Annotated in this window: 20 protein-coding genes; 13 read left to right on the top strand and 7 right to left on the bottom strand. The window is 41.0% G+C overall.

The genetic code is table 11. The features are described from left to right. Positions 1 to 254: 254 nt before the first annotated feature. A complete protein-coding gene (gene rsmI / locus VGA95_09835) occupies positions 255 to 1,094 on the top strand; it encodes a 16S rRNA (cytidine(1402)-2'-O)-methyltransferase (GenBank protein ID HEX9666840.1) in 840 nt (279 codons plus the stop codon). A gap of 308 nt (positions 1,095 to 1,402) precedes the next feature. On the opposite strand, the gene VGA95_09830 is transcribed toward rsmI, so the two are convergent. From VGA95_09830 to gshB, 5 genes are all read right to left on the bottom strand, one after another. After that, a complete protein-coding gene (locus VGA95_09830) occupies positions 1,403 to 1,579 on the bottom strand; it encodes a hypothetical protein (protein ID HEX9666839.1) in 177 nt (58 codons plus the stop codon). 36 nt (positions 1,580 to 1,615) lie between these two features. Next, a complete protein-coding gene (locus VGA95_09825) occupies positions 1,616 to 1,981 on the bottom strand; it encodes a GxxExxY protein (GenBank protein ID HEX9666838.1) in 366 nt (121 codons plus the stop codon). A 157-nt stretch (positions 1,982 to 2,138) separates the two neighbouring features. After that, positions 2,139 to 3,602: an Asp-tRNA(Asn)/Glu-tRNA(Gln) amidotransferase subunit GatA gene (gene gatA / locus VGA95_09820; protein ID HEX9666837.1), complete on the bottom strand. Its 1,464-nt coding sequence runs from the start codon at positions 3,600 to 3,602 to the stop codon at positions 2,139 to 2,141. A gap of 10 nt (positions 3,603 to 3,612) precedes the next feature. Next, positions 3,613 to 3,903, bottom strand: coding sequence for an Asp-tRNA(Asn)/Glu-tRNA(Gln) amidotransferase subunit GatC (gene gatC, locus VGA95_09815; protein HEX9666836.1), 291 nt, complete (start codon positions 3,901 to 3,903; stop codon positions 3,613 to 3,615). Between the two features lie 129 nt (positions 3,904 to 4,032). Beyond that, positions 4,033 to 4,998 carry a glutathione synthase gene (gshB, locus tag VGA95_09810; GenBank protein ID HEX9666835.1) on the bottom strand — a complete coding sequence of 322 codons (966 nt, stop codon included), beginning with the start codon at positions 4,996 to 4,998 and terminating at the stop codon, positions 4,033 to 4,035. Between the two features lie 221 nt (positions 4,999 to 5,219). On the opposite strand from gshB, the gene VGA95_09805 reads away from it, so the two are divergent. From VGA95_09805 to cysC, 5 genes are all read left to right on the top strand, one after another. Further along, positions 5,220 to 5,471: a hypothetical protein gene (locus tag VGA95_09805; protein ID HEX9666834.1), complete on the top strand. Its 252-nt coding sequence runs from the start codon at positions 5,220 to 5,222 to the stop codon at positions 5,469 to 5,471. Continuing rightward, on the top strand, positions 5,458 to 6,150 hold the full coding sequence (gene nfi / locus VGA95_09800; GenBank protein HEX9666833.1) for a deoxyribonuclease V: 693 nt from the start codon (positions 5,458 to 5,460) through the stop codon (positions 6,148 to 6,150). The genes VGA95_09805 and nfi overlap by 14 nt, the downstream gene beginning before the upstream one ends. 103 nt (positions 6,151 to 6,253) lie before the next feature. Then, positions 6,254 to 8,389 carry an indolepyruvate ferredoxin oxidoreductase subunit alpha gene (locus tag VGA95_09795; protein HEX9666832.1) on the top strand — a complete coding sequence of 712 codons (2,136 nt, stop codon included), beginning with the start codon at positions 6,254 to 6,256 and terminating at the stop codon, positions 8,387 to 8,389. A gap of 81 nt (positions 8,390 to 8,470) precedes the next feature. Further along, entirely contained in the window at positions 8,471 to 10,072 is a 1,602-nt protein-coding gene (locus VGA95_09790; GenBank protein HEX9666831.1) for an indolepyruvate oxidoreductase subunit beta family protein, read from the top strand. A gap of 92 nt (positions 10,073 to 10,164) precedes the next feature. After that, entirely contained in the window at positions 10,165 to 10,710 is a 546-nt protein-coding gene (cysC, locus tag VGA95_09785; protein HEX9666830.1) for an adenylyl-sulfate kinase, read from the top strand. A 90-nt stretch (positions 10,711 to 10,800) separates the two neighbouring features. Here cysC and gltB read toward each other — a convergent pair whose 3' ends face one another. After that, positions 10,801 to 15,396: a glutamate synthase large subunit gene (gltB, locus tag VGA95_09780; protein ID HEX9666829.1), complete on the bottom strand. Its 4,596-nt coding sequence runs from the start codon at positions 15,394 to 15,396 to the stop codon at positions 10,801 to 10,803. 359 nt (positions 15,397 to 15,755) lie between these two features. On the opposite strand from gltB, the gene VGA95_09775 reads away from it, so the two are divergent. The 4 genes from VGA95_09775 (at position 15,756) to hslU (ending at position 20,061) form a co-directional block, all read left to right on the top strand. Then, on the top strand, positions 15,756 to 17,159 hold the full coding sequence (locus VGA95_09775; GenBank protein HEX9666828.1) for a LysM peptidoglycan-binding domain-containing protein: 1,404 nt from the start codon (positions 15,756 to 15,758) through the stop codon (positions 17,157 to 17,159). Positions 17,160 to 17,295: 136 nt separating this feature from the next. Beyond that, entirely contained in the window at positions 17,296 to 18,189 is an 894-nt protein-coding gene (xerA, locus tag VGA95_09770; GenBank protein ID HEX9666827.1) for a site-specific tyrosine recombinase/integron integrase, read from the top strand. A gap of 2 nt (positions 18,190 to 18,191) precedes the next feature. Continuing rightward, positions 18,192 to 18,740: an ATP-dependent protease subunit HslV gene (gene hslV / locus VGA95_09765; GenBank protein HEX9666826.1), complete on the top strand. Its 549-nt coding sequence runs from the start codon at positions 18,192 to 18,194 to the stop codon at positions 18,738 to 18,740. Continuing rightward, positions 18,730 to 20,061, top strand: a complete 1,332-nt coding sequence (gene hslU, locus VGA95_09760) for an ATP-dependent protease ATPase subunit HslU (GenBank protein HEX9666825.1) — start codon at positions 18,730 to 18,732, stop codon at positions 20,059 to 20,061. The genes hslV and hslU overlap by 11 nt, the downstream gene beginning before the upstream one ends. A gap of 110 nt (positions 20,062 to 20,171) precedes the next feature. Here the strand turns inward: hslU and VGA95_09755 are convergent, their stop codons facing one another. Next, positions 20,172 to 21,179, bottom strand: a complete 1,008-nt coding sequence (locus VGA95_09755) for a radical SAM protein (protein ID HEX9666824.1) — start codon at positions 21,177 to 21,179, stop codon at positions 20,172 to 20,174. A gap of 125 nt (positions 21,180 to 21,304) precedes the next feature. Here VGA95_09755 and VGA95_09750 point away from each other — a divergent pair, with 125 nt between their 5' ends. From VGA95_09750 to argB, 3 genes are all read left to right on the top strand, one after another. Next, positions 21,305 to 21,922 carry an SGNH/GDSL hydrolase family protein gene (locus VGA95_09750; GenBank protein ID HEX9666823.1) on the top strand — a complete coding sequence of 206 codons (618 nt, stop codon included), beginning with the start codon at positions 21,305 to 21,307 and terminating at the stop codon, positions 21,920 to 21,922. Positions 21,923 to 22,220: 298 nt separating this feature from the next. Further along, the gene (locus VGA95_09745; GenBank protein HEX9666822.1) at positions 22,221 to 22,958 is read left to right on the top strand and encodes a class I SAM-dependent methyltransferase; all 738 of its coding nucleotides are present in this window, start codon (positions 22,221 to 22,223) and stop codon (positions 22,956 to 22,958) included. 408 nt (positions 22,959 to 23,366) lie between these two features. Next, on the top strand, positions 23,367 to 24,248 hold the full coding sequence (gene argB, locus VGA95_09740) for an acetylglutamate kinase (GenBank protein ID HEX9666821.1): 882 nt from the start codon (positions 23,367 to 23,369) through the stop codon (positions 24,246 to 24,248). The last annotated feature ends 3 nt before the right edge of the window (positions 24,249 to 24,251 follow it).

Raw genomic sequence — 24,251 nt, 5'->3', positions numbered from 1 at the left:
ATTCATTAAAGTCAATCCTTTCTAAGCATTTTCTAAGAACCATCCATAATTCTTGCCACCATACAGAATCAATAGACCATATGGAATAGATGGAAATCGTTTATTAAAGGTGAATTAGAAATATTTTAACGATTCTGGAATGTTACGAATATGCACTCAATAGGTCTTGAAAACAGGCGTCCGCAAGGACTTGGGGGTTCGAATCCCTCGCCCTCCGCCATATCACGATGCATGATGCACGATGCAGGATGCAAATGAAAGGAAAGCTTTATGTTGTATCAACGCCCATTGGGAATCTTGAGGATATATCGCTAAGGGCCATCAGGATTCTGAAAAAAGTCGATCTCATCGCTTGTGAAGACACTAGAAATACCCGAAAGCTCCTTTCTCACTATGAGATCAAGAAACCCCTTACGAGCTATCATGAGCACAATGAGAAGGAGAAAGCACGAGAACTCCTAAGGCAATTAAGAGCTGGCAAGAACATCGCTTTGGTTTCTGATGCCGGCACCCCGGGCATCTCTGACCCAGGATTTAGACTCGTCAAAATTGCCTCTGAAAATGAAATCGACGTGATTAGTATCCCAGGGCCTACGGCTGCAATAGCAGCAATAAGTATATCAGGCCTTCCGACATCGAGTTTTAGCTTCTTTGGTTTCATTCCAAAAATAAAAAGTAAACGAAGAGAATTTCTCAGAGAAATTCAGGAGGTCAGGCACGCATTTGTTTTCTACGAATCACCAAGACGAGTTTTAGAAACACTAAACGATACGGTTGAAATTCTAGGAGATAGACACATTTCTCTAAGTAGGGAACTTACCAAAATGTTCGAAGAAACGATTAGAGGAAAGATTTCAAGCGTGATTCAGATTTTGAAGAAGAAAAAAGTAATAAAAGGCGAATTTACAGTAGTCGTTGAGGGCAATAAGGATATGAATGAAGAGGCATCAATTGATGAACTAGAGAAAGAAATCAGAATGCATAGAGAAGGAGGCTTTAGTTTAAAGGATACGGTTGAAGAACTTACACTGAAGTTAAAACTCCCAAGAAATAAAGTCTATAAGGAAGTATTGAGGATTTGGAAGGATTCCTAGAATCAAATACCACTCTTTATTATTACTTTGATCTCGCACCCCATCCTCACCTTCCCCTTAAAAGGAAAAGGGATTGATTTGAGTGTACTTCTTGCGTAGAACCCATACTCCAATCTAGGATTATTAATTTACACATGGAAGCATAGATCCCACTTCCTGAGTAGAGGACGTAACACCACCCTTCGACAGGCTCCGGGTGAACGGTTTTAACCAGACTATCCATTCCACTTTTATCGTGAGTTTACCAAAACCTGTGGTCTTAAGTTTAAATGAATTCTCAGAATTAAATTCTTGAAAATTATATTGAATCATTTCTTATGCTTAATTATTTTTTCCTTCTCAACCTCGGGACCAACTCTAACTTGTTTTTCAATCTTTCGTTTCTTGTCCAGGGCCTCTCCCTGAATTTGGGCCTTGCACGCATCGCAGATTGAAACCTCTGACGGCTTTCCACAAATCATACACACCTTTTTCTTTTCCGACATTTTCACCTCCCTTTTTTGCCACCGAGAACACAGAGATTATAGAGATATTCTTTTTATACCATCAACCAATCTTCTTTCACCAAAATTTATGAGTAATGCTCGCTTCAAACCAGTGGACTTTAAATATGACAGCACTTGGGCGGTCGCTACATCCGGTAGGGCACTCAAAGACTTGATTTCAACTATGACTTCATTTCCAACCAGTAAATCCAATCTTTGGCCATGAATAACGTTCCCTTTATATACCACATCAACCGCAACTTGCCTTTCATAGAAAATATTTTGCAGCGTTAATTCATGACAAATAGCATACTCATAAATAGATTCGAGAAGCCCTGGCCCTAAGACACGATGGACTTCAATCGCCGCGCCAATAATAGTTTGCGTTAATCTATCCTCCACTATCTCAGTGTCCGCCTTTGCTAAATTGTAAATTAAACACCCTTGGAAAAACCCCGCTGACCCGATTTATGAGTTGAATCAAAATTTACTAACATAAATTATACGTCAAATTTTGGCTTATATATTCTCTGTGTTCTCGGTGGCAGGAAGTTTCCTTCTAAATTGGGGGTTTTCTTCTTTCCCTCCAATTTGTGTGTTGTTCGTAAGCATAGGCTACCCGTAATATTGTTTCTTCATCGAATGGCTTCCCAAGGATTTGCAGACCTATTGGAAGACCACTTGACGTAAACCCACACGGGATGGAGATGCCGGGAAGCCCTGCGAGGTTACAGGGGATCGTAAAAATATCTGAAAGATACATCTTAAGTGGATCGTCACTTTTCTCACCGATCCTAAAAGCAGGTTCCGGGGATGTCGGTGTCACGATTACGTCGACGCTTTTAAAGGCTTCCTCAAAATCCCTTTTTATGAGGGTCCTAACACGCTGGGCCTTCAAATAGTAGGCATCGTAATATCCAGCAGATAGCCCGTAAGTACCTATCATTATTCTTCTTTTAACTTCGTCACCAAATCCGGCAGCTCTCGTTTCCTTATACATATCAATAAGGTTCTTACCTTCAGTCATTCGAAGGCCATACCTGACCCCATCGTACCTTGCCAGGTTTGAGCTGGCCTCGGAAGGGGCAATGATGTAGTAAGCTGAAACCGCGTACTCTGTGTGGGGAAGCGAAATCTCCTCTACATCGCCACCAAGATCTTCAACCAATGCTATAGCATTTCTTATTGCCTGCTCAACCTCGCCATCTATTCCCTTAACAAAATATTCTTTAGGAACCCCTATCCTTATACCCTTAATATCATCTTTAAGGCATTCCCTGTAATCCGGAACAGAAATATTTACGGAGGTCGAATCCCTAAAATCACCCCCTGAGATTAATCTCAGCATAATCGCGGCATCCTCGACTGATTTTGCTATAGGCCCCCCCTGATCCAAGGAAGATGCAAACGCAATCATACCAAACCTGCTCACCCTACCATAAGTAGGTTTGATACCGACGACGCCACAGAGGGCTGCGGGCTGCCTGATTGACCCACCTGTATCGGTTCCGACTGAAGCAAGGCAAAGTGAAGCTGCAACTGCAGAAGCAGAACCCCCACTAGAGCCTCCTGGAACCCTTTCCAGATCCCAAGGATTCATTGTAGGACCAAAATATGAAGTTTCAGTAGATGAACCCATGGCAAACTCATCCATATTGCTTTTCCCCAATATTATTGCTCCCGCATTTTTGAGTTTTTTTGTAACAGTCGAGTCATAGGGAGACACAAAACTCTCCAAAATCTTTGAGCCACAAGTCGTTCGCACACCCTTCATGACGAATATATCCTTGATACTAATTGGTATCCCATGTAGCGGACTCTGATAATTACCAGAAGCAAGCTGTTTATCGGCCTCTTCTGCAGACTTAATAGATTGATCTCTGAGAACGGTTATATATGAATTCAGTCTGCTATCAAGCTTCTCGATCCGACTCAATACGGATTTTGTAAGTTCAGCGGAGGAAACTTCTCTCTCCCTTATTAAATCAGAAGCCTCTCGTATCGTAAGAAACGGCAGATCCATTTGTTTCTCCTTAGCCTTCTATTACCTTGGGAACGGCGAAGAAATCATGTTCTCTATCCGGAGAGTTCTCTAAAGCCTGATCGACGCTAAGCCATGGTTCAACTAAATCCCTTCTTAGGGGAGTGCTAATCTCTAATACGTGATAAGTTGGTTCTACGCCGGAGGTGTCGAGCTTATTTAGATTTTCTATATAACCAAGAATATTTTCTAGTTGTTCTCGAAACTTATCAAGCTCATTCTCTTGGAATTCCAACCTTGCCAGTTCAGCAACATGTAAAACAGTTTCTCTTGTGATTTTCATCTATTTATCCCTTGATTTATGGAGCATCTAAACCCACTCTGATTAATGCTCTACGGCTGATTGACCGTAATATAATTTTAACACCGTGGATCAGTCATCACATCCATAAGAATAGATTTGACTTAGACCTTAATTCTTATGACCAATTTCAAGTTTGGCCCTTTGACATTTTTCCTCAACAAAATCTAAGACCTGTGTTTCCAACTTAGTCTCATCTAGTCTATTTATTTCTTGTACCCCTGTCGGACTGGTTGTGTTTATTTCCGTCAGATACCCTCCAACAATATCTATGCCTACAAAATAGAGCCCATCTTCCCTTAACCTTGGAGCCAAGGTTTCGCAAATATGCAAATCTCTCTCCTCAAGCTTCGATTTATGGGGGCTTCCTCCTGAGTGAAAGTTGCACCTAAACTCACCGCCAGGTTTGGAAATCCTAAGAACAGCTCCTAGGGGTTCGCCGTTCAATAGAACAACCCTCTTGTCTCCCTCTGAAACCTCTCTTATAAACTTTTGAGCGAGTACATATCGACTCCCAAACTCAGTGACTGTCTCAAGAATAACGTTAGCGTTTTTATCACCCTCTCTCACATAAAAAACCCCCTCACCACCGTGGCCGTCTAGTGGTTTTACAACCATCTCCCCCCCAACCTCACTAACAAAATCCCTTAAGTATTCTATATCCTTAGCAACAAGACTCGGCGGAATAATCTCAGGAAAGTAGAGTGTGTATAACTTCTCGTTTGATTCCCTTATCCCCTTTGGATTATTGATAACAAGAGTTGAGCCGGGATCAATCAAGCTGAGAAAATATGTGACGTATAGGTAGTCTAAACTAAAGGGGGGGTCCTTCCTCATCCAAACAACGTGAAAGCTCTCAAGAGGAGCAGTATCTACTCTACCCAATTTATAAAAATCGGCTGACCGCTTTAAACTGATCTCCGAAACGGTGGCCCAAACCCTGCCGTCTCTTACGAAAATATCCTTAAGCTCAGTATACCAAATCTCATTCCCTCTCTCTTGTGATTCGAGCATAAAGACAAATGTAGTATCTTTGTCGATATGAATTGTATGAATCGGGTCCATGATGAAGGCCATTCTGAGACGCATGCCCTTAAATCTATCTAAATCTTATAAGTTGTTCAAGAAAATCTAAAGATATGTAATCTCGCAATGTTATCCCTGGCTTGTTAATCTTATTACCATCGCTAGATGTAGCAGTCACTGAATTTTAAAATTTAAAACGATAAGTTTTGAATATGCTCTTCCAAAATATATAATAATGAATTGATATCTCACGTTTTCAAAAACTCTGACAAATGAAACTGCAAGACCCCTCTCCCCTGGAAATAAAAGAAGAGAATAAAAAGATCAGAAGACTGAGGTTTATGGTTGATCTCACCCTATCTTTGATATACCAAGCGAACATGACTCGCGAAGAAGCCCTGGAGCATTATATTAAGGTCAAAAACTACGCATTAAGGCTCTTTCCCGGCAAGGAAGACGCCTTCGAAATTATTTATGCCCCTAGATTCAAAAGATTGATCAGTGAAAAATATGGAGCTCATTAATCTCGAAAGGATTACCGACCCTGAGTATAAACCCCTATATGAAGAGGCATTGGCAATTCAGCGGGAGCTCCAGAAAAGGGTTATAAAACAGAATGGTTTTCGAGAAATAAAGACGATTGCAGGAGTAGACCTCGCACAAATTCATGGAGGAAAACAACACATATGTGGCATCTTAGTGTACTCATTTCCTGAGCTTATAGAAATTGAAAGATCTTCTGCTATCGTAAGGGTAGTATTTCCTTACATTCCCGGACTCCTTGCTTTTAGAGAAGGCCCAGCGATAATTGGAACCTTGAAACAACTCAAACGGAAGCCCGACATACTTATGGTCGACGGACAGGGAATTGCTCACCCCAGAAGGTGTGGGATCGCAAGCCACGTAGGGGTGATACTAGATATCCCGACAATTGGAGTAGCAAAAACGAGACTATATGGTAAGTTCGATGAGCCAGGAGATATGAAAGGGGACTGGACAGAATTAAACTCAAATAGTGGAGAATCGATAGGAGCCGTGTTAAGAACAAAAAGAGGGATAAAGCCGGTATTTGTTTCGATAGGGCATAAAATTGATTTGAAGACATCAATAGAAGTCACGCTTAAATGCACAATTGGCTTTAGACTACCTGAACCAACAAGACAGGCAGATATTTTTGTGACTCAATTAAAGCGAAAGATGTAGGATAAAACCTTGAGAATTAATCACCCTAGTATCTCAAACCATTTTCTGGTAAAGTCTATAGAACTATGAATCGGCAATAATAGCCAATTTGGCAAGGCGAGAAATGGGAAGTAGTTATTCAAAAGAGATAATAGGACAATTAAACTACGGTGAAGGAAAAACACTCTATGGTGACACCCCACTGGTAATATTAAAGGCATTCCTTCAATCCGGGGTCAGCTATCTAGGAGGATACCCTGGCTCCCCAACCGCTGGAATAATCGATGCAATTTCCGACGCTTACGAACCAGTACTAAAAAATAGGGGAATCTACTTTGATAGCTCGGGTAACGAAGCATCGGCGGCTGCTCTACTTTCTGCTTCAATAAGTTACCCAATTCGTGGGTCTGCAAACTGGAAAATAGTTGGAACTAATGTCGCCTCCGATGCGTTAGCCCATATATCCTCGTCGGGTGTAACCGGTGGTGCAATGATAGTTGTTGGAGAAGACTATGGTTGTGACAGCACTTGTGTTGCAGAAAAAGCACTTCCGTTTGCATTAAAATCCACCCTAGCGGTGATCGACCCGAGAGGAGACCTGCAACATGTCGCAAAGATGGTGGAATATGGATTTGGACTCTCTGAATATTCCAACATGCCAGTGATGTTTCTTCTATCCACGAGGATTGCACACATAAGGAATAAGATTAAGTGTAAAAATAACGTTGTGCCAAAAATCAGCACATTAAACCCACTAGACGACCTGATTACGGATCTGGATAAGATCCCCCTTCCGCCATATACTTTCGAACACGAAAGAAAAAAGTTCCATGAACGGATCCCTGCTGCAAGAAAATTTATAGTAGATAACAACTTGAATGAGGTTTTTCAAGGCGAAGATAAAAGTATAGGAATAATTACCCACGGGATGATATTTAACTCTTTGATAAGATGTTTATACAATTTAGGTGAATCTAATCTCAATGGTGAAGGTAGGTTCCCTATATTGAATTTGAATGTAACTAATCCACTTGTTCCCGATGAAATCATTAACTTTCTTAAGGGTAAAAAGGCAGTCTTAATAGTGGAAGAGGGGATGCCAAATCTTATTGAAGAGCAGATCAGGTCTATAGCACAAAGATCAAGACTCGATCTTGAGATTTTTGGCAAAGACATTCTTCCCATAGAAGGAGAATATACGCCTGATCGCATTACACAGGGAGTCGGCACCTTTATTATAAAAAACACCTTATCAACACAGGAAAAGCAGAAAATACAAGAACAAAGCGAATATGTAGCAAAACATAAAGAAAGGGCCGCCCACTTTTTAGACGAACCTGTTACAAAGAGAAACCCTGTATTCTGCACCGGTTGTCCCGAAAGGCCAATATTTACAGCTATAAAAATACTGGAAGAGGATTACGGCAAATCGTATTATGCATCTGATATTGGTTGCTATTCAATGAGTGGTCTCCCACCATTTGACCTTAGTAATTCCATTACAGGAATGGGCATCGGACTTGCTTCCGCAGGAGCGCTTTCTCGGATGGCAAACAAAAGAATAATTTCCTTTATGGGTGACGGAACCTTCTGGCACAGTGGTCTTACAACAAGCATAACAAATGCCGTTTATAATAAGCAGAATGCTATATTAATCATATTAGAAAATTTCTGGACGTCTATGACAGGACATCATGAAAATCCAGCTTCTGGAAAAAATATGAGGCAAGAAGGGGTAGGCATGGATATTGAAAAAGCCCTAAAGGGGGCGGGAGTTAAATGGATAAAGAAGGTTGATCCGTACGATTTAAAGGAATCCTTGAATGTTCTTCGAAAAGCATATGAAACTAATGAAGGGCTTAGAGTGATTATCTCAAAGGGCGAGTGCCAACTTGAGAAGACCAGAAAAGAGAGAAAATTAATAGACAAGAGGATAAAGTCAGGAAAAAGATTGGTGCAGGCAAAACTGGGTGTGGACCCTGATGTCTGCACGGGGGACCACTCCTGTATGAGATATAATGGCTGTCCCTCGCTTACATTAAAGGAAAGTCCGTCGATCCTCAGGGATGATCCAATCGCACACATAGAGCAATCTTGTGTTGGATGTGGTCTATGTGGAGAAATCGCTCATGCCGCTGTTCTATGTCCATCGTTTTACAAGGTAGAAATAATAAATAACCCTTCATTAATTGATAAGTTTGAATCCAAACTTAACGGCATCCTGCTACACTTAATTTCAAAAAACGTATTGGCGAACTGATTACGAGAGTGTTATAATCGACTGTACCTTCTACCTTGAGATTGATTTAAGGCGATCTGCCTGATCTTAAGTGTGAAAATAATGGATAGAAATATTGATTTAATAAAGATCCTAATTCCAGCAGTCGGAGGTCAAGGTGGAGGGGTTCTTACAGAATGGCTCGTCCAACTATTTCTGATTGAGGGATTCGAGGTGCAAGGAGTTGGACTTCCCGGGCTGTCGCAGCGTGGGGGGTCAACAATGTACTATCTCGAAGCTTATTCAAAGGTAAAACCCGATCCAAAACCAATAATTTTTTCTCAATACCCTTTGCCGGGAGACATTGATATAATTTTGGCCCAGGAGTTTTTGGAACTCGGAAGAGTTTTAGAGCTCGGATACGGATCAGATAAAACAACCATCGTATCTAGCACACATAGGATTTACTCAACTCTCGAAAAAATGCCCCTTTCAAACGGTATTTACTCCGATGAGAACCTGCACAAGCTGGCAAACGCATTCTCTTCAAGATTTGTTGGTCTAGACGCCCTTGCACTTGCGAAAGAGTACGGAATGGATGAACTGGCTATAAACGCAATTCTCTTAGGGGCCCTGGGTACATCTGCATCGTTACCGATCGCAGAAGCTAGCTTTCTCAAAGCTATATCACAAGTGGGGATAGCGGTTGAAAATAACATCAAAGCTTTTAGAATAGGTTGGGACTACATCAAATCAAATAAATACAAAATCTCATTAGTGAAATCAGACCTAGAGTGGGATGAACTCAAAAGCGAAAAATTAGCTAAGGTAGATCCTGGTAAACGAGAGGGCTTATTCTCCTTATTATTAAGAGTTGAAAATGAATATCCCGAAAGGTTAAGAGAAATTCTCGCAGAGGCTCTATATAGGCTTACTGATTATCAAGACATATGGTACGCAGAGAATTATTTAGATACATTGAAGAACATTTACCAAATAGATAAAAACTCGGGTTCTAATTCCTTCTTGCTGACCGAAGCTTTTGCAAAGAACCTAGCCCTTTGGATGAGTTATGAAGATGGAATTCGGGTGGCCGAGCTTAAGATTAATCCAGAAAGATTTAAACGCATACAAAAGGAAATGCAATTGCGTGACGATCAAGTTTTTCATGTGATAGATTACCTGAATCCGGATGCCGAAGAGATTTATGGACTACTACCAAATGTCTTGGTCTCACCGATCGTAAAATTAACAGATAATAGGTTGTTCAAAAAGATCTGGCCTAATAGTAATAGGATAACCTTTGCCCAATCTCCTACGACATCTTCATTTTTGGGGAGCTTGAGGCTATGGTTTCTAACAAAACTCAAAAAATTTAGGCCTTATTCCTACAGATTCAGGAAAGAACATTCATACATTAAAAAATATGCAGCATATGTGGAGAGATACTCCAAAACAAACTATGCACTGGGATGCCTCGTTGCAAAGAGTGGGAGCATGGTGAAGGGTTATGGAAAAGTAAGGAGAAGGACATTGGATTCCTTAAAAACATATTTAGAAAAAATAATAGATCCAATTGCAGATTCTGAGAAGGAAATTGATAACGCCTTCAACTTAACTTTAGAGATAGGTGAAAAATCCTTGTATTTAATATCAGCTTCAACGGATGGAATAGAAAAGGCAGAAAAACTTGCCAATTCTACTTTAAAGAAAAAAGCAGCTTAGATCATATATGGATAGAACATAATTAAAATTCATACTGAATTACCTTTTTCAGCATTTAAATCACCGAACAAACGGAGTCAATTAAAAGGAGAATAGCGTTGAAAGGTTATACTCTATGGTTTACTGGGCTACCCAGTTCCGGAAAATCAACCCTAGCGAGAATGGTTGAAACTAGATTAACTCATATGGGATTCCATACTGAAGTTTTGGACGGCGATGAAGTAAGATTAAGATTATCCAAGGGATTAGGTTTTTCCAAAGAGGACAGGGATGAGAATATAAGGAGGATCTCATATGTCGCAAACATAATTACAAGATGTGGAGGAGTTGCGATTACATGCGCAATATCGCCTTATAGAGAAATAAGAGACGAAGCAAGAAAGGAGATTGGCAGATTCGTTGAAATATATGTCAAATGTCCAATCGAGGAATGCATAAAGAGAGATGTAAAGGGATTATACAAAAGGGCAATTTCAGGGGAAATAACTAATTTCACTGGGATATCAGACCCTTATGAAGAACCACTTCAGCCTGAGATAACCGTCGAAACAAATATTGAGACTATGGATGAAAGCGTAGAAAAAATTTTAAGGGTTTTGAAAAAATTAGCTTACATAGAACAACAAGTAAACATTTAAACTAATCATCAGAGTTGTTAAAATTTCTAATTACAGTTTAAGCCATCGAATGCCAGAGAAACTCTGAAAAAAACCCGTAACAAGCTTAACCTAGTGCTTAAGATCGGAGACTCTATTGTTCGTTACAGATACAACAGCTGGTTGAGATTTATCCTTCAGTACTGCAACCTTTACTTCATCCTTAGTAGTCTTTTTTTGAGCTTCTAATGGCTTAATACTTTCCAATGGTATCACTTTCCAGAAAAGCGGTAGGTAATGTGTAAAGTTATTTAAAATTTCTCCCGATCTCCTGCTCTCAGTAACTTCATAATGCCTACGAATCATGGATCTGATAATATCAATGTCTTCTTGGTCAATTACCCTTTCATGAGTTACAAACTGACTATGAAGCTTCGTAGGAATAGAATTATTCTCATCCAAAACATAAGCAAGGCCACCGGTCATCCCGGCACCAAAGTTCCTTCCCGTATCTCCTAGGACTACAACGGTACCCCCAGTCATGTACTCACATCCATGATCACCAAGGCCTTCTATCACTGCATTACCCCCGCTATTTCTCACGCAGAACCGTTCTCCAGCACAGCCGGCAGCGTATAGCGCTCCACCCGTTGCACCATACATAACTGTATTGCCTATTATAACATTCTTATGAGAAAGAAACTTTGCGGTAATCGGGGGCTTTATTACAATTTCCCCGCCGTGCATACCTTTACCAACATAGTCATTCGCTTCACCCTCGAGCATTAACCTCATACCATTAATCGAAAAAGCCCCGAAACTCTGTCCTGCACTACCTATAAAGCTCATCTCTATTGTCCCTTCTGGGAGTCCCTTGTCTCCATATCTAAACGCGATCTCGCCAGCAACCATAGCACCAACCGTACGATTAATATTCCTTATCTCAGATCTTATTCTAACCGGCTCCTTGCCTGCAATTGCATCCATTGCGTCTTGAAGAATGATGTTGTCGAGAGGTGCATCTACCCTATCATTTCTCTCTTTAATATGGTGTCTTGGTTTACCACCACTCGGATCAGGATCAGCTAATACTGCACTGAGATCAATGTCTTTAGTTTTAGGTAGTTCGGCGTCATACCTAGGGTCAAGAAGTTCAGTACGGCCAATTATCTCATCAAGCTTCCTGAACCCAAGGGATGAAAGTATTTCCCTTACTTCCTGTGCTACTGCAAATAAAAAATTCACAAGGTGTTCAGGAGAGCCTTGGAATTTTGCCCTGAGCTCGGGATTCTGCGTAGCCACGCCCACAGGACAAGTATTGAGGTGACACTGCCTAGCCATGACACAACCTATTGCTACAAGAGAAGCTGTACCAAATCCGTATTCCTCCGCTCCAAGGATTGCGGCAACTACGACGTCTCTTCCTGTTTTAAGTCCACCGTCGACTCTCACAACAACACGACCCCTGAGGTCATTTAGAACAAGAACCTGCTGAGTCTCTGAAAGTCCAAGTTCCCAAGGAATACCAGCATGCTTAATTGAGCCAAGGGGTGACGCCCCGGTACCTCCTTCATGCCCGCTTATATGTACTACATCCGCATAGGCCTTGGCAACCCCGGCTGCCACCGTTCCCACACCGGCTTCTGCCACAAGTTTCACAGCTACCTTTGCTCTCGTATTTATATGCTTCAGGTCATAGATTAATTGAGATAGATCTTCAATACTATATATATCATGGTGGGGCGGTGGTGATATAAGAGAAACACCAGGTACCGAATGCCTAACTCTCGCTATTTCAGCACTCACTTTTGCTCCCGGAAGCTGGCCTCCCTCACCAGGTTTTGATCCTTGGGCCATCTTGATTTCGAGCTCCTTAGCAGATGCAAGATACTCAGGAGTAACCCCAAACCTACCGGAAGCAACCTGTTTAATGAGACTATTCGGCCAATCCCCATTGGGACGGCGGTGAAACCTTTCTGGATTTTCCCCCCCCTCTCCACTACTCGATTTAGCGCCAATTCTATTCATTCCAATCGCCACAGTTTCATGCGCTTCAGCACTGAGGGCACCAAACGACATTCCTGGTGCACAAAAACGCTTTACTATTGACTCGACGGGCTCAACCATGTGGAGAGGAATAGGCTTTCTCTTTTTAAAAACTAATAGATCTCTGAGAGACATGGGGGGACGACTATCCACCGCCTCACTGTACTTTTTATAATCTTCATATTTTCCACTTCTCGCAGCTTTATGCAATGCCTTGAAAACAGTTGGGTTAGTTCCATGATATTCGCCATCCTTTCTGAATCTATAGATGCCTACTTCTCTCAGACCTGTCTCCTCTGTGTCGAATGCAGCTTCATGAAATCGAAGCACATCAATTGCAATATCCCTCAACCCGACACCCCTAATTCTGGATTCAGCACCACAAAAATATTTGTCTATAACTGATTTATTTATCCCAAGAACCTCAAAGATCTGTGCGCCCCTATAGCTAGCTACTGTTGATATGCCCATTTTTGACATTATTTTCAGAATCCCTTTCTCGACTGCTGTCCTATAATTATCTAGGGCCTTTGTGAGCCCAACCTCTTCCATACCGTTGCCTCTACTCACCATGTTAGCAACACTCTCAAATGCCAAGTATGGATTTATACAGCTTGCTCCAAAACCAATTAGACAGGCGAAATGATGATCCTCCCTTACCTCCGCGGTTTCAACCACAATGCTCGCCCTCATTCTTACTCCCTTACGAATGAGATGATGATGTATCGCACCCACTGCGAGGAGTGAAGGAATCGGCGCCTTATCTACCCCTACATTTCGATCACTTAAAATCAGAACATTCTTTCCATTCTCTACCGATTTGTACGCTAAATTACAAATCTCTTCTAACTCGATTTCCATTTCCTCTGGTCCCTTACTGCTATCGAATACGGCGCTGACTACAGTGGAACTTATATCAGGATGTTTCAATTCTTTAATCCATTTCAATTCCGCATTGGTGAGGATCGGACTATGGAACCTTATTAACTTCGCATGATTCTCCTGTTCTTCAAGGATACTCCCTCTGGAACCAATTCTGGTGACAAGGGACATCACAAGCTGCTCTCTGAGAGAATCGATTGGAGGGTTCGTCACCTGTGCAAATCTCTGTTTAAAATAGGTGAAAAGTAGTCGCGGTTTCCTCGATAAAACCGCGAGTGGAGTATCGTCACCCATCGATCCAACGGGTTCTTTGGCATTCATAACCATTGGTTCTAATATGCGTTCCAAATCTTCTAGCGAATATCCAAAAACCTTTTGAACTTTAATTAAATCTGACTCATCAACAAGCCCTATGCCTTCCCAATTGGATCTCAGATTCAGAGATTCAGTATCAAACATATTCCTATGGACCCATTCATTATAAGTCCTCTGGCTCGCTAATTGCTGTTTGACCTCTTCATTCTTCAAAAGGACACCTTTGAAGGTGTCTACGGCTATAATCTTTCCCGGCCCAAGCCTACCCTTTTCGACCACTTTGGAAGGCTCAATATCAATCATTCCGACCTCTGACCCCATGATAATGACATTATCATCTGTAACAATATAACGAGCCGGACGAAGTCCATTTCTATCAAGAGAAGAACCCACTATCCTTCCGTCAGTAAAAGCTATTGCGGCAGGACCATCCCAAGGCTCGGAAATACATGAATGATATTCATAATAACCCTTCAATGCAGGGTTCATGAATTGCATATTCTCATATGCTTCTGGTATTAACATTGTGACTGCGTGTCTCAGATCGCGTCCAGACATTACCAACAACTCAAGGACATTATCCAAATTAGCTGAATCACTACCATCTGGTTGTATGATAGGGATGATCTTTTTAATCCTCTTTTTCCAAATGGGAGATTTAAGTTCCGGTTCCCTCGCCCTTGTCCAGTTTTGATTTCCCCGGAGTGTGTTGATTTCACCATTATGTCCAAGCATTCTAAAGGGTTGGGCAAGAAACCAATTAGGAAAAGTATTTGTGCTATAACGCTGATGGAATACCGCCAAACAAGTTTCAAAATCAGGATTCTGTAGATCGACATAAAAACGCCTGAGCTGTGGTGCAACGAAAAGCCCTTTGTAAACTATGGTGCGATGAGAAAATGAAGGTATATAAAATCCTTCTTTTCCCTTTCTAGCCACGTGTTGTTCGATTTCCTTTCTCACTATGTAAAGCTTTCTTTCAAATGCATCGTCTGACAAATTTCCCTTTCGCCCAATTAAGACCTGTAAGATTTCAGGCCTTGTTGAAGCAGCCTTATCTCCGAGAACCGAGTTATCAACCGGAACGGGCCTCCACCCAAATAGAATCAAACCGTTATGCTCAATCACCTCTTCAACAATCGTTTTGCATCGTTCCTGAGCAACAGGATTGTCCTTTGGAAGGAAAACCATCCCAACAGCAAAGTCCGTATCATTGGAAATACGATATCCAAGCCTATTTATTTCCTTCTTAAACAGTTTTATTGGGATCTGAGTGATAATTCCGGCGCCATCACCTGTTTTTGCATCTGCATCAACAGCTCCACGATGAGTAAGGTTGACTACAGCCTCAATCGCCAACTCAACTATTTTGTGGCTCTTATTCCCAGATATGTCAGCAATAAAACCTACACCACATGCATCATGTTCATAAGATGGATTGTACAACGAGTTTTGGTATCGACTCCTATCTAGGAAATTTTGCATGCTGGATTCACACTCCGTTGTAGTAATTTACAAACACACTCAATACAATTAGTAATTCGAAACTGCCTTCTGTCAAAACGATAATATCTAATCTAGTGTACCGCCAAAGAAATCTACAATCAAGTCGCACCGGCTTTTATGATTGTAACATAACATATTACGGCGTAAACATTGATATTTCAGATAAACCTTTACAATTGACTGAGGTTTAAGGTATAATCTCGAAATTTTTTAATCGTTCTTTGAAATTAATCATTTTTCATAACGCAAGACACACGACAGGACTGGAGTGTATTACTGACTTACTCGAGATGTAGGCATTTATTTCTGAAAATCTCCCCACCTAAGGAGGATGGATAATGGCTATTAAACGATTTCTATTTCTTGCAGTAACATTATGCTTTTCCTCAAACGTCTCAGCCTATAATTACATAGTTAAAAAGGGCGATACCCTAAATGAATTATCAAGAAGATTCAACATCACAGTTAGCGAATTAAAAAAAGTTAATGGTTTAAAAAGAGACAAAATCTGTGTAGGAAATATTATCTTGATTCCGGAATCGGTAAGTGAATTAAATCCTGCAATAGTTAACGACTCCAACAATAAAGAATACACAGTTATTCGAGGTGATACTTTATTAGAGATAGCTGATAAATTTACGGTATCGATAAATGATATAAAAGCAGCAAACAACCTGAATAAGGATAAAATTCAAATTGGACAAATCCTAATTATCCCCTCCCTCGATTTGACCGATCATAAAGTCAATGAGCCTCAAAATGAGGTGAAAATACCCGACGGTCTGCACAACCATCAACCATCGGCCATACGAATCTCCGAGCCCCTACCTCCGATCCAGTATATTGTGAAAAAAGGAGATACATTAAACGAAATCGCAAGTAACTTCGGCGTAACCGTTAATGAGTTAATGCATTCGAATGGACTTTCGAGTACCATGCTGAAAACAGGGGCGATACTCAAAATACCTTCTACGGGAACCAATGGCATAATAACGAGCATCACACTTGAAAAACCCTCGATTAAGTACATAGTGGAAGACGGGGTTAGTATTGAAGAATTATCAAAGAGGTTTGATGTGCCTATCGATTCTATAAAAGAAGCAAATCACATTACCGATAATACGGTTAACGCAGGAGATATATTGATAATTCCTGATTCAAAATATGAAAAAGAATCGGTAATTCAAGTCGGAACAATTACCGGTAAAACCAGACTTCAAGATTTAAATATTCCAAATGAATTGAATAGTCAATCCCTCGATGAAAAGGTTGATAATTATAAACAAAAACGAAACGCCGATAATAATTTCGATCTAATAACAAATCGAATTATCAATGCTGCATTGATGTTTCTTGGAGTTCCGTATAAATTCGGCGGCAACTCTCCGTCTACGGGTTTAGACTGCTCGGCATATGTTAAAAAGGTATTTGGGATTCTAAATATCGACCTGCCTAGAACTGCACGAGATATATATAACGTTGGCAGATATGTACAAAAGAGCCAACTTGCAACCGGTGATCTTGTATTTTTTAGGACGTACGCAAGGTACCCCTCACATGTCGGCATATATATTGGAGACAACAAATTCATACACGCTTCATCTAGATCCAAAATGGTGACAATCGACGATCTAGACTTTAATTATTATAAGAAAAGATACATAGGCGCAAGAAGAATAGAGTCTACTGGCTTATTTTATGATGAACTGTCCAAGAATCAAATGGTATTTGAGTTAAATTAAGTGGGTTAAGTATTAATTAAACATGACTTAGTGGCCCGCCTGCAACATCATCGGTTTTCTTTACTAATCGCATCAAATACCCCTTCCCAAATTTGAAATGATAAAGAGGGGTGTTTATATTAATGTCAATAAAATAATGATCGATGATATTAAAAAGTATAAGAGCTATCTAGTCGCCGAAAGAAATTATTCTGAACATACGGTTAGGGCCTACATGACCGACCTGACACAGTTCATGAATTTTTTGAAAAAAAATAGATTGCCCGCCGACACAAAAAACATAGACATAACAAAAATAGAAGAGATTGACATAAGAGAGTTTATAGGAAGGCTTTACAATAAGAATTCCAAAGCCTCAATCTCAAGGAAGCTGACTTCAATCAGAAACTTTCTAGAATTTTTGATAAGACAGGGTAAGATAGCAAGTAATCCAGCTAAGCTTGTCCCGATCCCAAAGGGGGAAAGACGAACCCCCGCATTCCTGACTGTAGATGAAGTCTTTGTACTTGTAGAAAAACCAGATGACAATGAAGTCTTAGGGGTCAGGGACCGAGCGATACTCGAGCTGCTTTATTCAAGTGGATTGAGGGTAAGTGAACTTAATGGGATCAAAACCGGAGATACCGATCTTACATCTTCATTCGTCAAGGTTCTTGGCAAGGGTGGTGTAGAGCGTATTGTGCCCATAGGTTCTAAGGCAATAAATGCCATTAAATATTTCTTAGAAAAGAGGAACGAACTTACTCCAAAGGTTGATTATCTTTTTATAAACTCACGGGGTGGTAGGTTATCCGTAAGAAGCATAGCAAGGATAGTGAAAAAGTACGCTAATTTGTCAGGGATTCCAAAGAACATCAGTCCGCATGTCTTGAGACATACTTTTGCAACCCATCTTCTTGGAAGCGGTGCAGACCTCCGCGCTATACAAGAGATGCTGGGCCACAAAAGCCTGTCAACAACTCAACGATATACCCATGCCTCGATTGAGAAGATTATGGAAGTTTACGATAAAACTCATCCACGAGCCTAGAAATGCATAAATTCCACGGAACTACAATTATTTGTGTAAGTAAAAATGGAAAGGTCGCTATGGGGGGAGATGGCCAGGTAACACTCGGTCAAACAGCAATAAAACATACCGCAAAGAAGGTGAGGAAGATATACAATAACAAAGTGATTGTTGGATTTGCCGGCGCGACGGCTGATGCAATGACTCTTTTTGACAAGTTCGAAGCGAAGCTCGAAGAATACAGAGGTAACCTCAGAAGAGCGGCAGTCGAACTCGCGAAGGATTGGCGAACCGACAGGGTATTGAGAAGACTGGAAGCATTATTAGCAATAGCTGACAAGGAAAGTATGTTCCTGATCTCTGGAAGCGGGGATATCTTGGAACCAGATGAGAATGTAATCGCTATTGGTTCTGGTGGTCCCTTTGCTCAATCAGCATCAATTGCGCTTTTAAAACATTCGAATTTAGGGGCACGCGAAATTGTGGAAGAGTCACTCAAAATCGCTGCAAACCTATGCATTTACACAAATGACAAGATTATCATAGAGGAATTACCCGAACATGACCAATAAACCATTCTTTACGCCCAGAGAAATCGTCTCAGAATTAGATAAATATATAATAGGTCAACAAAAAGCGAAAAGAGCCGTAGCCATTGCGCTCAGGAACCGCTGGAGGCGCCAACACGTGCATCCTGATCTCAGAGACGAGATCGCGCCAAAAAACATATTAATGATTGGCCCAACTGGGGTAGGGAAGACAGAGATTGCAAGAAGGCTGGCGAAGCTCGCTCAAGCTCCGTTCCTTAAGGTTGAAGCATCGAAGTTTACGGAAGTCGGTTACGTAGGTAGAGACGTTGAATCCATGATACGTGACCTTACGGACATCGCAATCAGAGATATCACAGAGGAGGAAAAACACACCGTTCAGTCAAAAGCTGAGGATCTAGCGGAGGAAAGGATATTAGATCTCTTATATCCAAAGAGTAAGACTAATGAAGCTGATGAAGAAACGCAGAGTGATACTAGAGAGAAACTGAGAAAATTGCTAAGAGAGGGAAAACTCGATGATAGGTACCTAGACGTTGAAGTGACTTCAAGAAACTTCCCCATGCAAGTTTTTACGCCGTCTGGTGTCGAAGAGATGGACGTAAATATCTCCGATATGCTCGGTAACCTTTTTCCAAAACGCACAAAGAAAAGAAAGGTAAAAGTACCTGAAGCAAGGGAGATCCTGATTCATGAGGAAGCTCAGAAATTAATTGATACTGACAAGGTAGTAAAACTTGCTATTGAGAGGGTCGAACAAGCCGGAATCATTTTCATCGACGAGATTGACAAGATTGCCGCCAGGGAGACTACGGGGGGACCCGATGTTTCAAGGGAGGGTGTTCAAAGGGACTTACTTCCCATAATAGAAGGCTGCACGGTAAACACCAAGCATGGTATTGTTAGAACCGATCACATCCTTTTTGTTGGAGCAGGAGCCTTTCACGTATCAAAACCCTCTGACCTCATCCCAGAGTTACAGGGCAGATTCCCAATTCGAGTCGAACTAGAACCACTTACCACGGAAGACTTTGTAAGTATTCTTACAGAACCAAAGAATGCACTGATCAAGCAATACACCGAGCTGCTTAAAACGGAGAACATAGAACTCGAATTCAAAGAAGATGCCATCGCAGAAATTGCAGAAACCGCAGCATACGTGAATGAGTCTACAGAAAATATAGGTGCGAGAAGGCTGCACACGATCATGGAAAAGATGTTGGAAGAAGTCTCCTTTAATGCCCCTGAAATGAAAAATGGTAAGGTTGTTATCGATGCCAAATACATTAGAGACAGGATTTCTGATATTGTGAAGGACAGGGACCTCAGTCGTTATATCTTGTAATTAATAATCATACACGCCAGTAAGTTGAAATCTTAATTTTTTTGCCTTAAGGAGAACTCCCTCACGAGTTATAAAAGCGAATACAACAAAGAAGGCTTTGAACTTTTCTATTAATGCATCCACCTTTGATCTATGCGGTAAAGACCCTCCTCACGGGCAATAGTCAGAGCTTCCTCATATTCCGAACTGGTAGTTCTGCGGTTTATCGCATGGTATTTTTCAGGTTTTCTTAGCACCCTACCCTCCGGCCTGTATTGATCCATTATGTTAATATAGGTATCCCTCGATATTTCATTTGCAATGAATCTACAAATATCTCGTGTATGAGAAACACGGTTCGGCATGACCAAATGACGAACCAGAAGCCCCCTTAATGCCAATCCATCTTTGTCAAATCTTAACGGACCCACCTGACGGTGCATTTCCCTTATTGCCGCTCGCGCAATTATAGGATAATCCCGAGCAGACATGTAAAGGAATGAAAACTCTCCGTCCCAGAACTTAAAGTCCGGCATATAAATATCCACGATGCCCTCCATCAACCGAAGCGAATGCATGGAGTCATAGGCGCTGGTGTTATAAACTATCGGCAAATTTAAACCCCTACCAATGGCTATGGGTATTGCCTCGATTACTTGCGGGACAACATGCTCAGGAGTCACGAAATTAATGTTATGACATCCCGACTCCTGAAGATGAATCATAACACCCGCAAGCTGTTCAGGCGTAAGAACCTGTCCATTCCCCTCCCAAGAGATGTCAAAGTTCTGACAGAAAACACATTTCAAATTGCAAAAGGAAAAGAAGATAGTTCCAGATCCTCTCCAACCCCTCAAACAATCTTCTTCGCCAAAATGTGGAAATGCGCTCGCTACGTATGAATAACGGCCAGACCTGCACACCGCGGTTCGATCTTCAAGTCTATTTATATGACAGTTACGGGGACAGGCCTCACAGTTTCGAAGCACATCGAGAGCCCGTTCCACCTTCTCCTGAAAAATATGTTTGTCGGTTTCGTAGGTAACCAGGTATGAAGGCGTGTAATCGGAGCGCGAAATCACCCATCTCGGATCTGAAACATGATTTGGTGCTCTGCCCCTGAATATTCTGCCTATCATTTAATCCCGATAAAAATTATAATTAAAGCTGCTAAGAACATCAAATCCGGTTCTTATAAACACATACAAGATACAATATTTAATCAGCAAGTTTATGGACATACAATTCATTTTGGACTGATAAAATGCAACATATTATTTTGCTAGGAGATTCCACATTAGACAATGCCGCATACGTGCCATTCAATTTGGACGTTATAAACCTCTTGAGGAATAGACTTCCAGATGGCTGGAAAGCGACTCTTCTAGCAAGAGATGGCAGCATGATAAATGACATAATATATCAGCTGAAGCAACTTCCGGAAGACGCAAGCTTTCTGGTTTTAAGTGTGGGAGGAAATGACGCCCTGAGCCACGCAGACATTCTTAATGAGAGAGCGAACTCAGTTTCTGAGGTTTTACTTAAGCTGGCAGATATACAAGATGCATTCCGTAATAATTACCGAATGATGCTTAAAAATGCCCTTAGCTACAAACTGCCCATTCTAATTTGCACAATATACTACCCCAGATTCCCTGATCCCAGAGTACAAAAATTGTCAAAACTGGCCTTATCAATCTTTAATGACTGTATCACAAGTGAAGCATTCGGGTCATGCTCAAGGTTGATCGATCTTAGAATGATTTTTAATGAGGACAAAGATTATGCCACACCGATCGAACCGTCGGAAAAAGGAGGAGAGAAAATCACTGAGGCAATTTTAGAAGCAGTTAACAAACATGATTTAAATAAAAATAAATAGAAACTGAATAGGTTAGGGCACCCCTATTTACATCCTTGGCTTTTGTAATTATGCTATCTGCACTCGGCGATTGATAAAAGATTACTTATTACATCTAAATAGATATTAAATGCCCAAATTAATTCGGAGTAAATATAACCGTATCATGCATCTACCCTGTGTTGTCTGTGATTCATGGGACGCAACAACTCGATATACCTACCACCATGACCGGCAAAGTTCTAATATTCTACAGTGTGCCTCATGCACTCACATGTTCATACATCCGGTTCCTCTTACGAGTCTGAGCTCAAGGAATATGCACAGCTTATCTGACGCAGAGTTATTTCAGAATCAGTTTTTAAAGTTTTTGTACGAAAAACTGGTAATCAATAAGGAAATACGGCATGTCAAAAAACTCATTACCAATCCTCGACCATCACTTCTAGATATTGGCTGCGGAACCGGATGGACCACCTCTATCTGGCAAAAGAGCGGATTCTCCGTAACTGGTCTCGAACCTTCCGAAAACCGTAGTCTCTTTGGACAGAATATCTACGGTATCAATATAGTCCGAAGTTGTTTCGAGGACTACCAGCCTGGAGAACAATTTGACGTCATAATCCTTCGTCATATTCTAGAACATATATCAGATCCATGTACTTTTTTAACAAGAATCAAATCCTTTCTGAAAAAAGATGGCGTATTGGTTATTGTCATACCAAATATAGATTCGATTGGACGCTATCTTTTCAACGAAAATTGGGAATGGGTTTTACCCTGGCATCTCCATTTCTACAAACCAAAGACTCTGTCAAGACTCATTCAAAAGGTCTGTTATAAGATACTTAGATTTTATCAAATGCCATCTCCGCTGTGGTATCCTGCAAGTCTAAGTCGCTTTTTTGGCCGAGAAACTCGATTAGCGAGATTTCTAAGCCAAAAACCTACGCTGGCTAACCTTGCTCTCTTTACGCCAATTATCCTGGCAGGCATTTTACTCGACCTGAATGATCATATGACGCTGATAGTGGCTAATCATGATTCTACAAAATAGATGCTAAACACAAGTTTAGTATGCTATAAGAATATAGGGTCTGTTGCCGACAACTGATTAAATTCGAGTTTGCTTCGCGTATCTTACATTGACCTTGTCCAAGTACTCGCCTGAGCGAACATACCACTTAATTTGCACGGTTTCCAGCATCGATTAGATGTTGAAATACCGACCAGCTGTCAAAGTAATGGTCAAAGAGTCGAATTTTATACCCAATAAACACATCGGGAAAGTAGATGAGGCGAAATTTCCTGTCACTGGATCTTAAAACGATAATACTATAGCGAGATTTTTCATAACATTACAGACAATGATTTATCAATTTGTTCAAACCGATGAATTAATTGGAAATAATCTATATTTGATCTATAATTATCAGCTTATATTTTTTAATTTTTTCATAGCACAATGAAACACTTAATTGAGAAAGCACAGACACTGGTTGAGGCTCTTCCATATATAAAGGATTTTCACGGAAAGACTATTGTAATTAAGTACGGTGGTAGTGTTGGAGATGAAGAGCTTCATAATTTCGCGAGGGATATAGTATTGATGAGATATGTCGGCATGAACCCCGTTGTTGTGCATGGTGGTGGCCCCCAGATTGGAAACCTGCTCGAACGGCTCGGTAAAGAATCGAGGTTTGTTGCCGGACTAAGGGTCACGGATTCGGAGACGATGGAAGTGGTTGAAATGGTTCTGGTTGGGAAAATAAACCAAAAAATAGTTGCAGCGATTCAAACTCTTGGAGGAAACGCTATTGGTATTTCGGGTAAGGAAGGAAAAATAATTCTTGCTAGAAAAATCGATGTTTCAAAACTTGAACTAGAAAACAATATAAAAATACCCAAGAATGAAGATCTTGGTATGGTGGGAGAAGTAGAAAAAATAAATCCGAATCTGATAAAGGTCTTAGAGAACGCTGGTTATATCCCAGTCATAGCCCCAATTGGGTTTGACGAGGATGGTGGAACCTATAACATAAATGCTGATCACGTTGCAGGCAAGATAGCCGGAGCGCTAAACGCAGTCAAGCTTGTAATCCTCACAAACGTTCCTGGAATACTAGATAATGACAACAATCTCGTCTCGACACTCACTGAATCTTCTGCCAGGGATTTGATAAGGACGGGGGCAATATCAAGCGGGATGATCCCCAAGGTTATGTGTGCGATAGAGTCGTTACACGAGGGTGTAGATAAAGTTCATATAATCGATGGAAGGGTTGAGAGGGCTCTTATCCTTGAAATATTTACCGACGCCGGTATAGGAACCGAGATACGGCTGTGAATA

The organism is Thermodesulfobacteriota bacterium, assembly GCA_036397855.1.
Lineage (GTDB): Bacteria > Desulfobacterota_D > UBA1144 > Nemesobacterales > CSP1-2 > DASWID01.
Note: the sequence above shows the minus strand (reverse complement) of the source record. Positions and strands in the feature narration are given on the sequence as shown.

Excerpts from the sequence above, each read along its gene's own strand:
- gatC (HEX9666836.1), bottom strand. The coding sequence starts at position 3,903 with ATGAAAATCACAAGAGAAACTGTTTTACATGTTGCTGAACTGGCAAGG.
- gshB (HEX9666835.1), bottom strand. The coding sequence starts at position 4,998 with ATGGCCTTCATCATGGACCCGATTCATACAATTCATATCGACAAAGAT.
- VGA95_09805 (HEX9666834.1), top strand. The coding sequence starts at position 5,220 with ATGAAACTGCAAGACCCCTCTCCCCTGGAAATAAAAGAAGAGAATAAA.
- VGA95_09775 (HEX9666828.1), top strand. The coding sequence starts at position 15,756 with ATGGCTATTAAACGATTTCTATTTCTTGCAGTAACATTATGCTTTTCC.
- VGA95_09745 (HEX9666822.1), top strand. The coding sequence starts at position 22,221 with ATGCACAGCTTATCTGACGCAGAGTTATTTCAGAATCAGTTTTTAAAG.
- VGA95_09830 (HEX9666839.1), bottom strand. The coding sequence starts at position 1,579 with ATGTCGGAAAAGAAAAAGGTGTGTATGATTTGTGGAAAGCCGTCAGAG.
- VGA95_09795 (HEX9666832.1), top strand. The coding sequence starts at position 6,254 with ATGGGAAGTAGTTATTCAAAAGAGATAATAGGACAATTAAACTACGGT.
- xerA (HEX9666827.1), top strand. The coding sequence starts at position 17,296 with ATGATCGATGATATTAAAAAGTATAAGAGCTATCTAGTCGCCGAAAGA.
- hslV (HEX9666826.1), top strand. The coding sequence starts at position 18,192 with ATGCATAAATTCCACGGAACTACAATTATTTGTGTAAGTAAAAATGGA.
- gatA (HEX9666837.1), bottom strand. The coding sequence starts at position 3,602 with ATGGATCTGCCGTTTCTTACGATACGAGAGGCTTCTGATTTAATAAGG.
- VGA95_09755 (HEX9666824.1), bottom strand. The coding sequence starts at position 21,179 with ATGATAGGCAGAATATTCAGGGGCAGAGCACCAAATCATGTTTCAGAT.
- rsmI (HEX9666840.1), top strand. The coding sequence starts at position 255 with ATGAAAGGAAAGCTTTATGTTGTATCAACGCCCATTGGGAATCTTGAG.
- VGA95_09790 (HEX9666831.1), top strand. The coding sequence starts at position 8,471 with ATGGATAGAAATATTGATTTAATAAAGATCCTAATTCCAGCAGTCGGA.
- hslU (HEX9666825.1), top strand. The coding sequence starts at position 18,730 with ATGACCAATAAACCATTCTTTACGCCCAGAGAAATCGTCTCAGAATTA.
- nfi (HEX9666833.1), top strand. The coding sequence starts at position 5,458 with ATGGAGCTCATTAATCTCGAAAGGATTACCGACCCTGAGTATAAACCC.
- argB (HEX9666821.1), top strand. The coding sequence starts at position 23,367 with ATGAAACACTTAATTGAGAAAGCACAGACACTGGTTGAGGCTCTTCCA.
- VGA95_09750 (HEX9666823.1), top strand. The coding sequence starts at position 21,305 with ATGCAACATATTATTTTGCTAGGAGATTCCACATTAGACAATGCCGCA.
- gltB (HEX9666829.1), bottom strand. The coding sequence starts at position 15,396 with ATGCAAAATTTCCTAGATAGGAGTCGATACCAAAACTCGTTGTACAAT.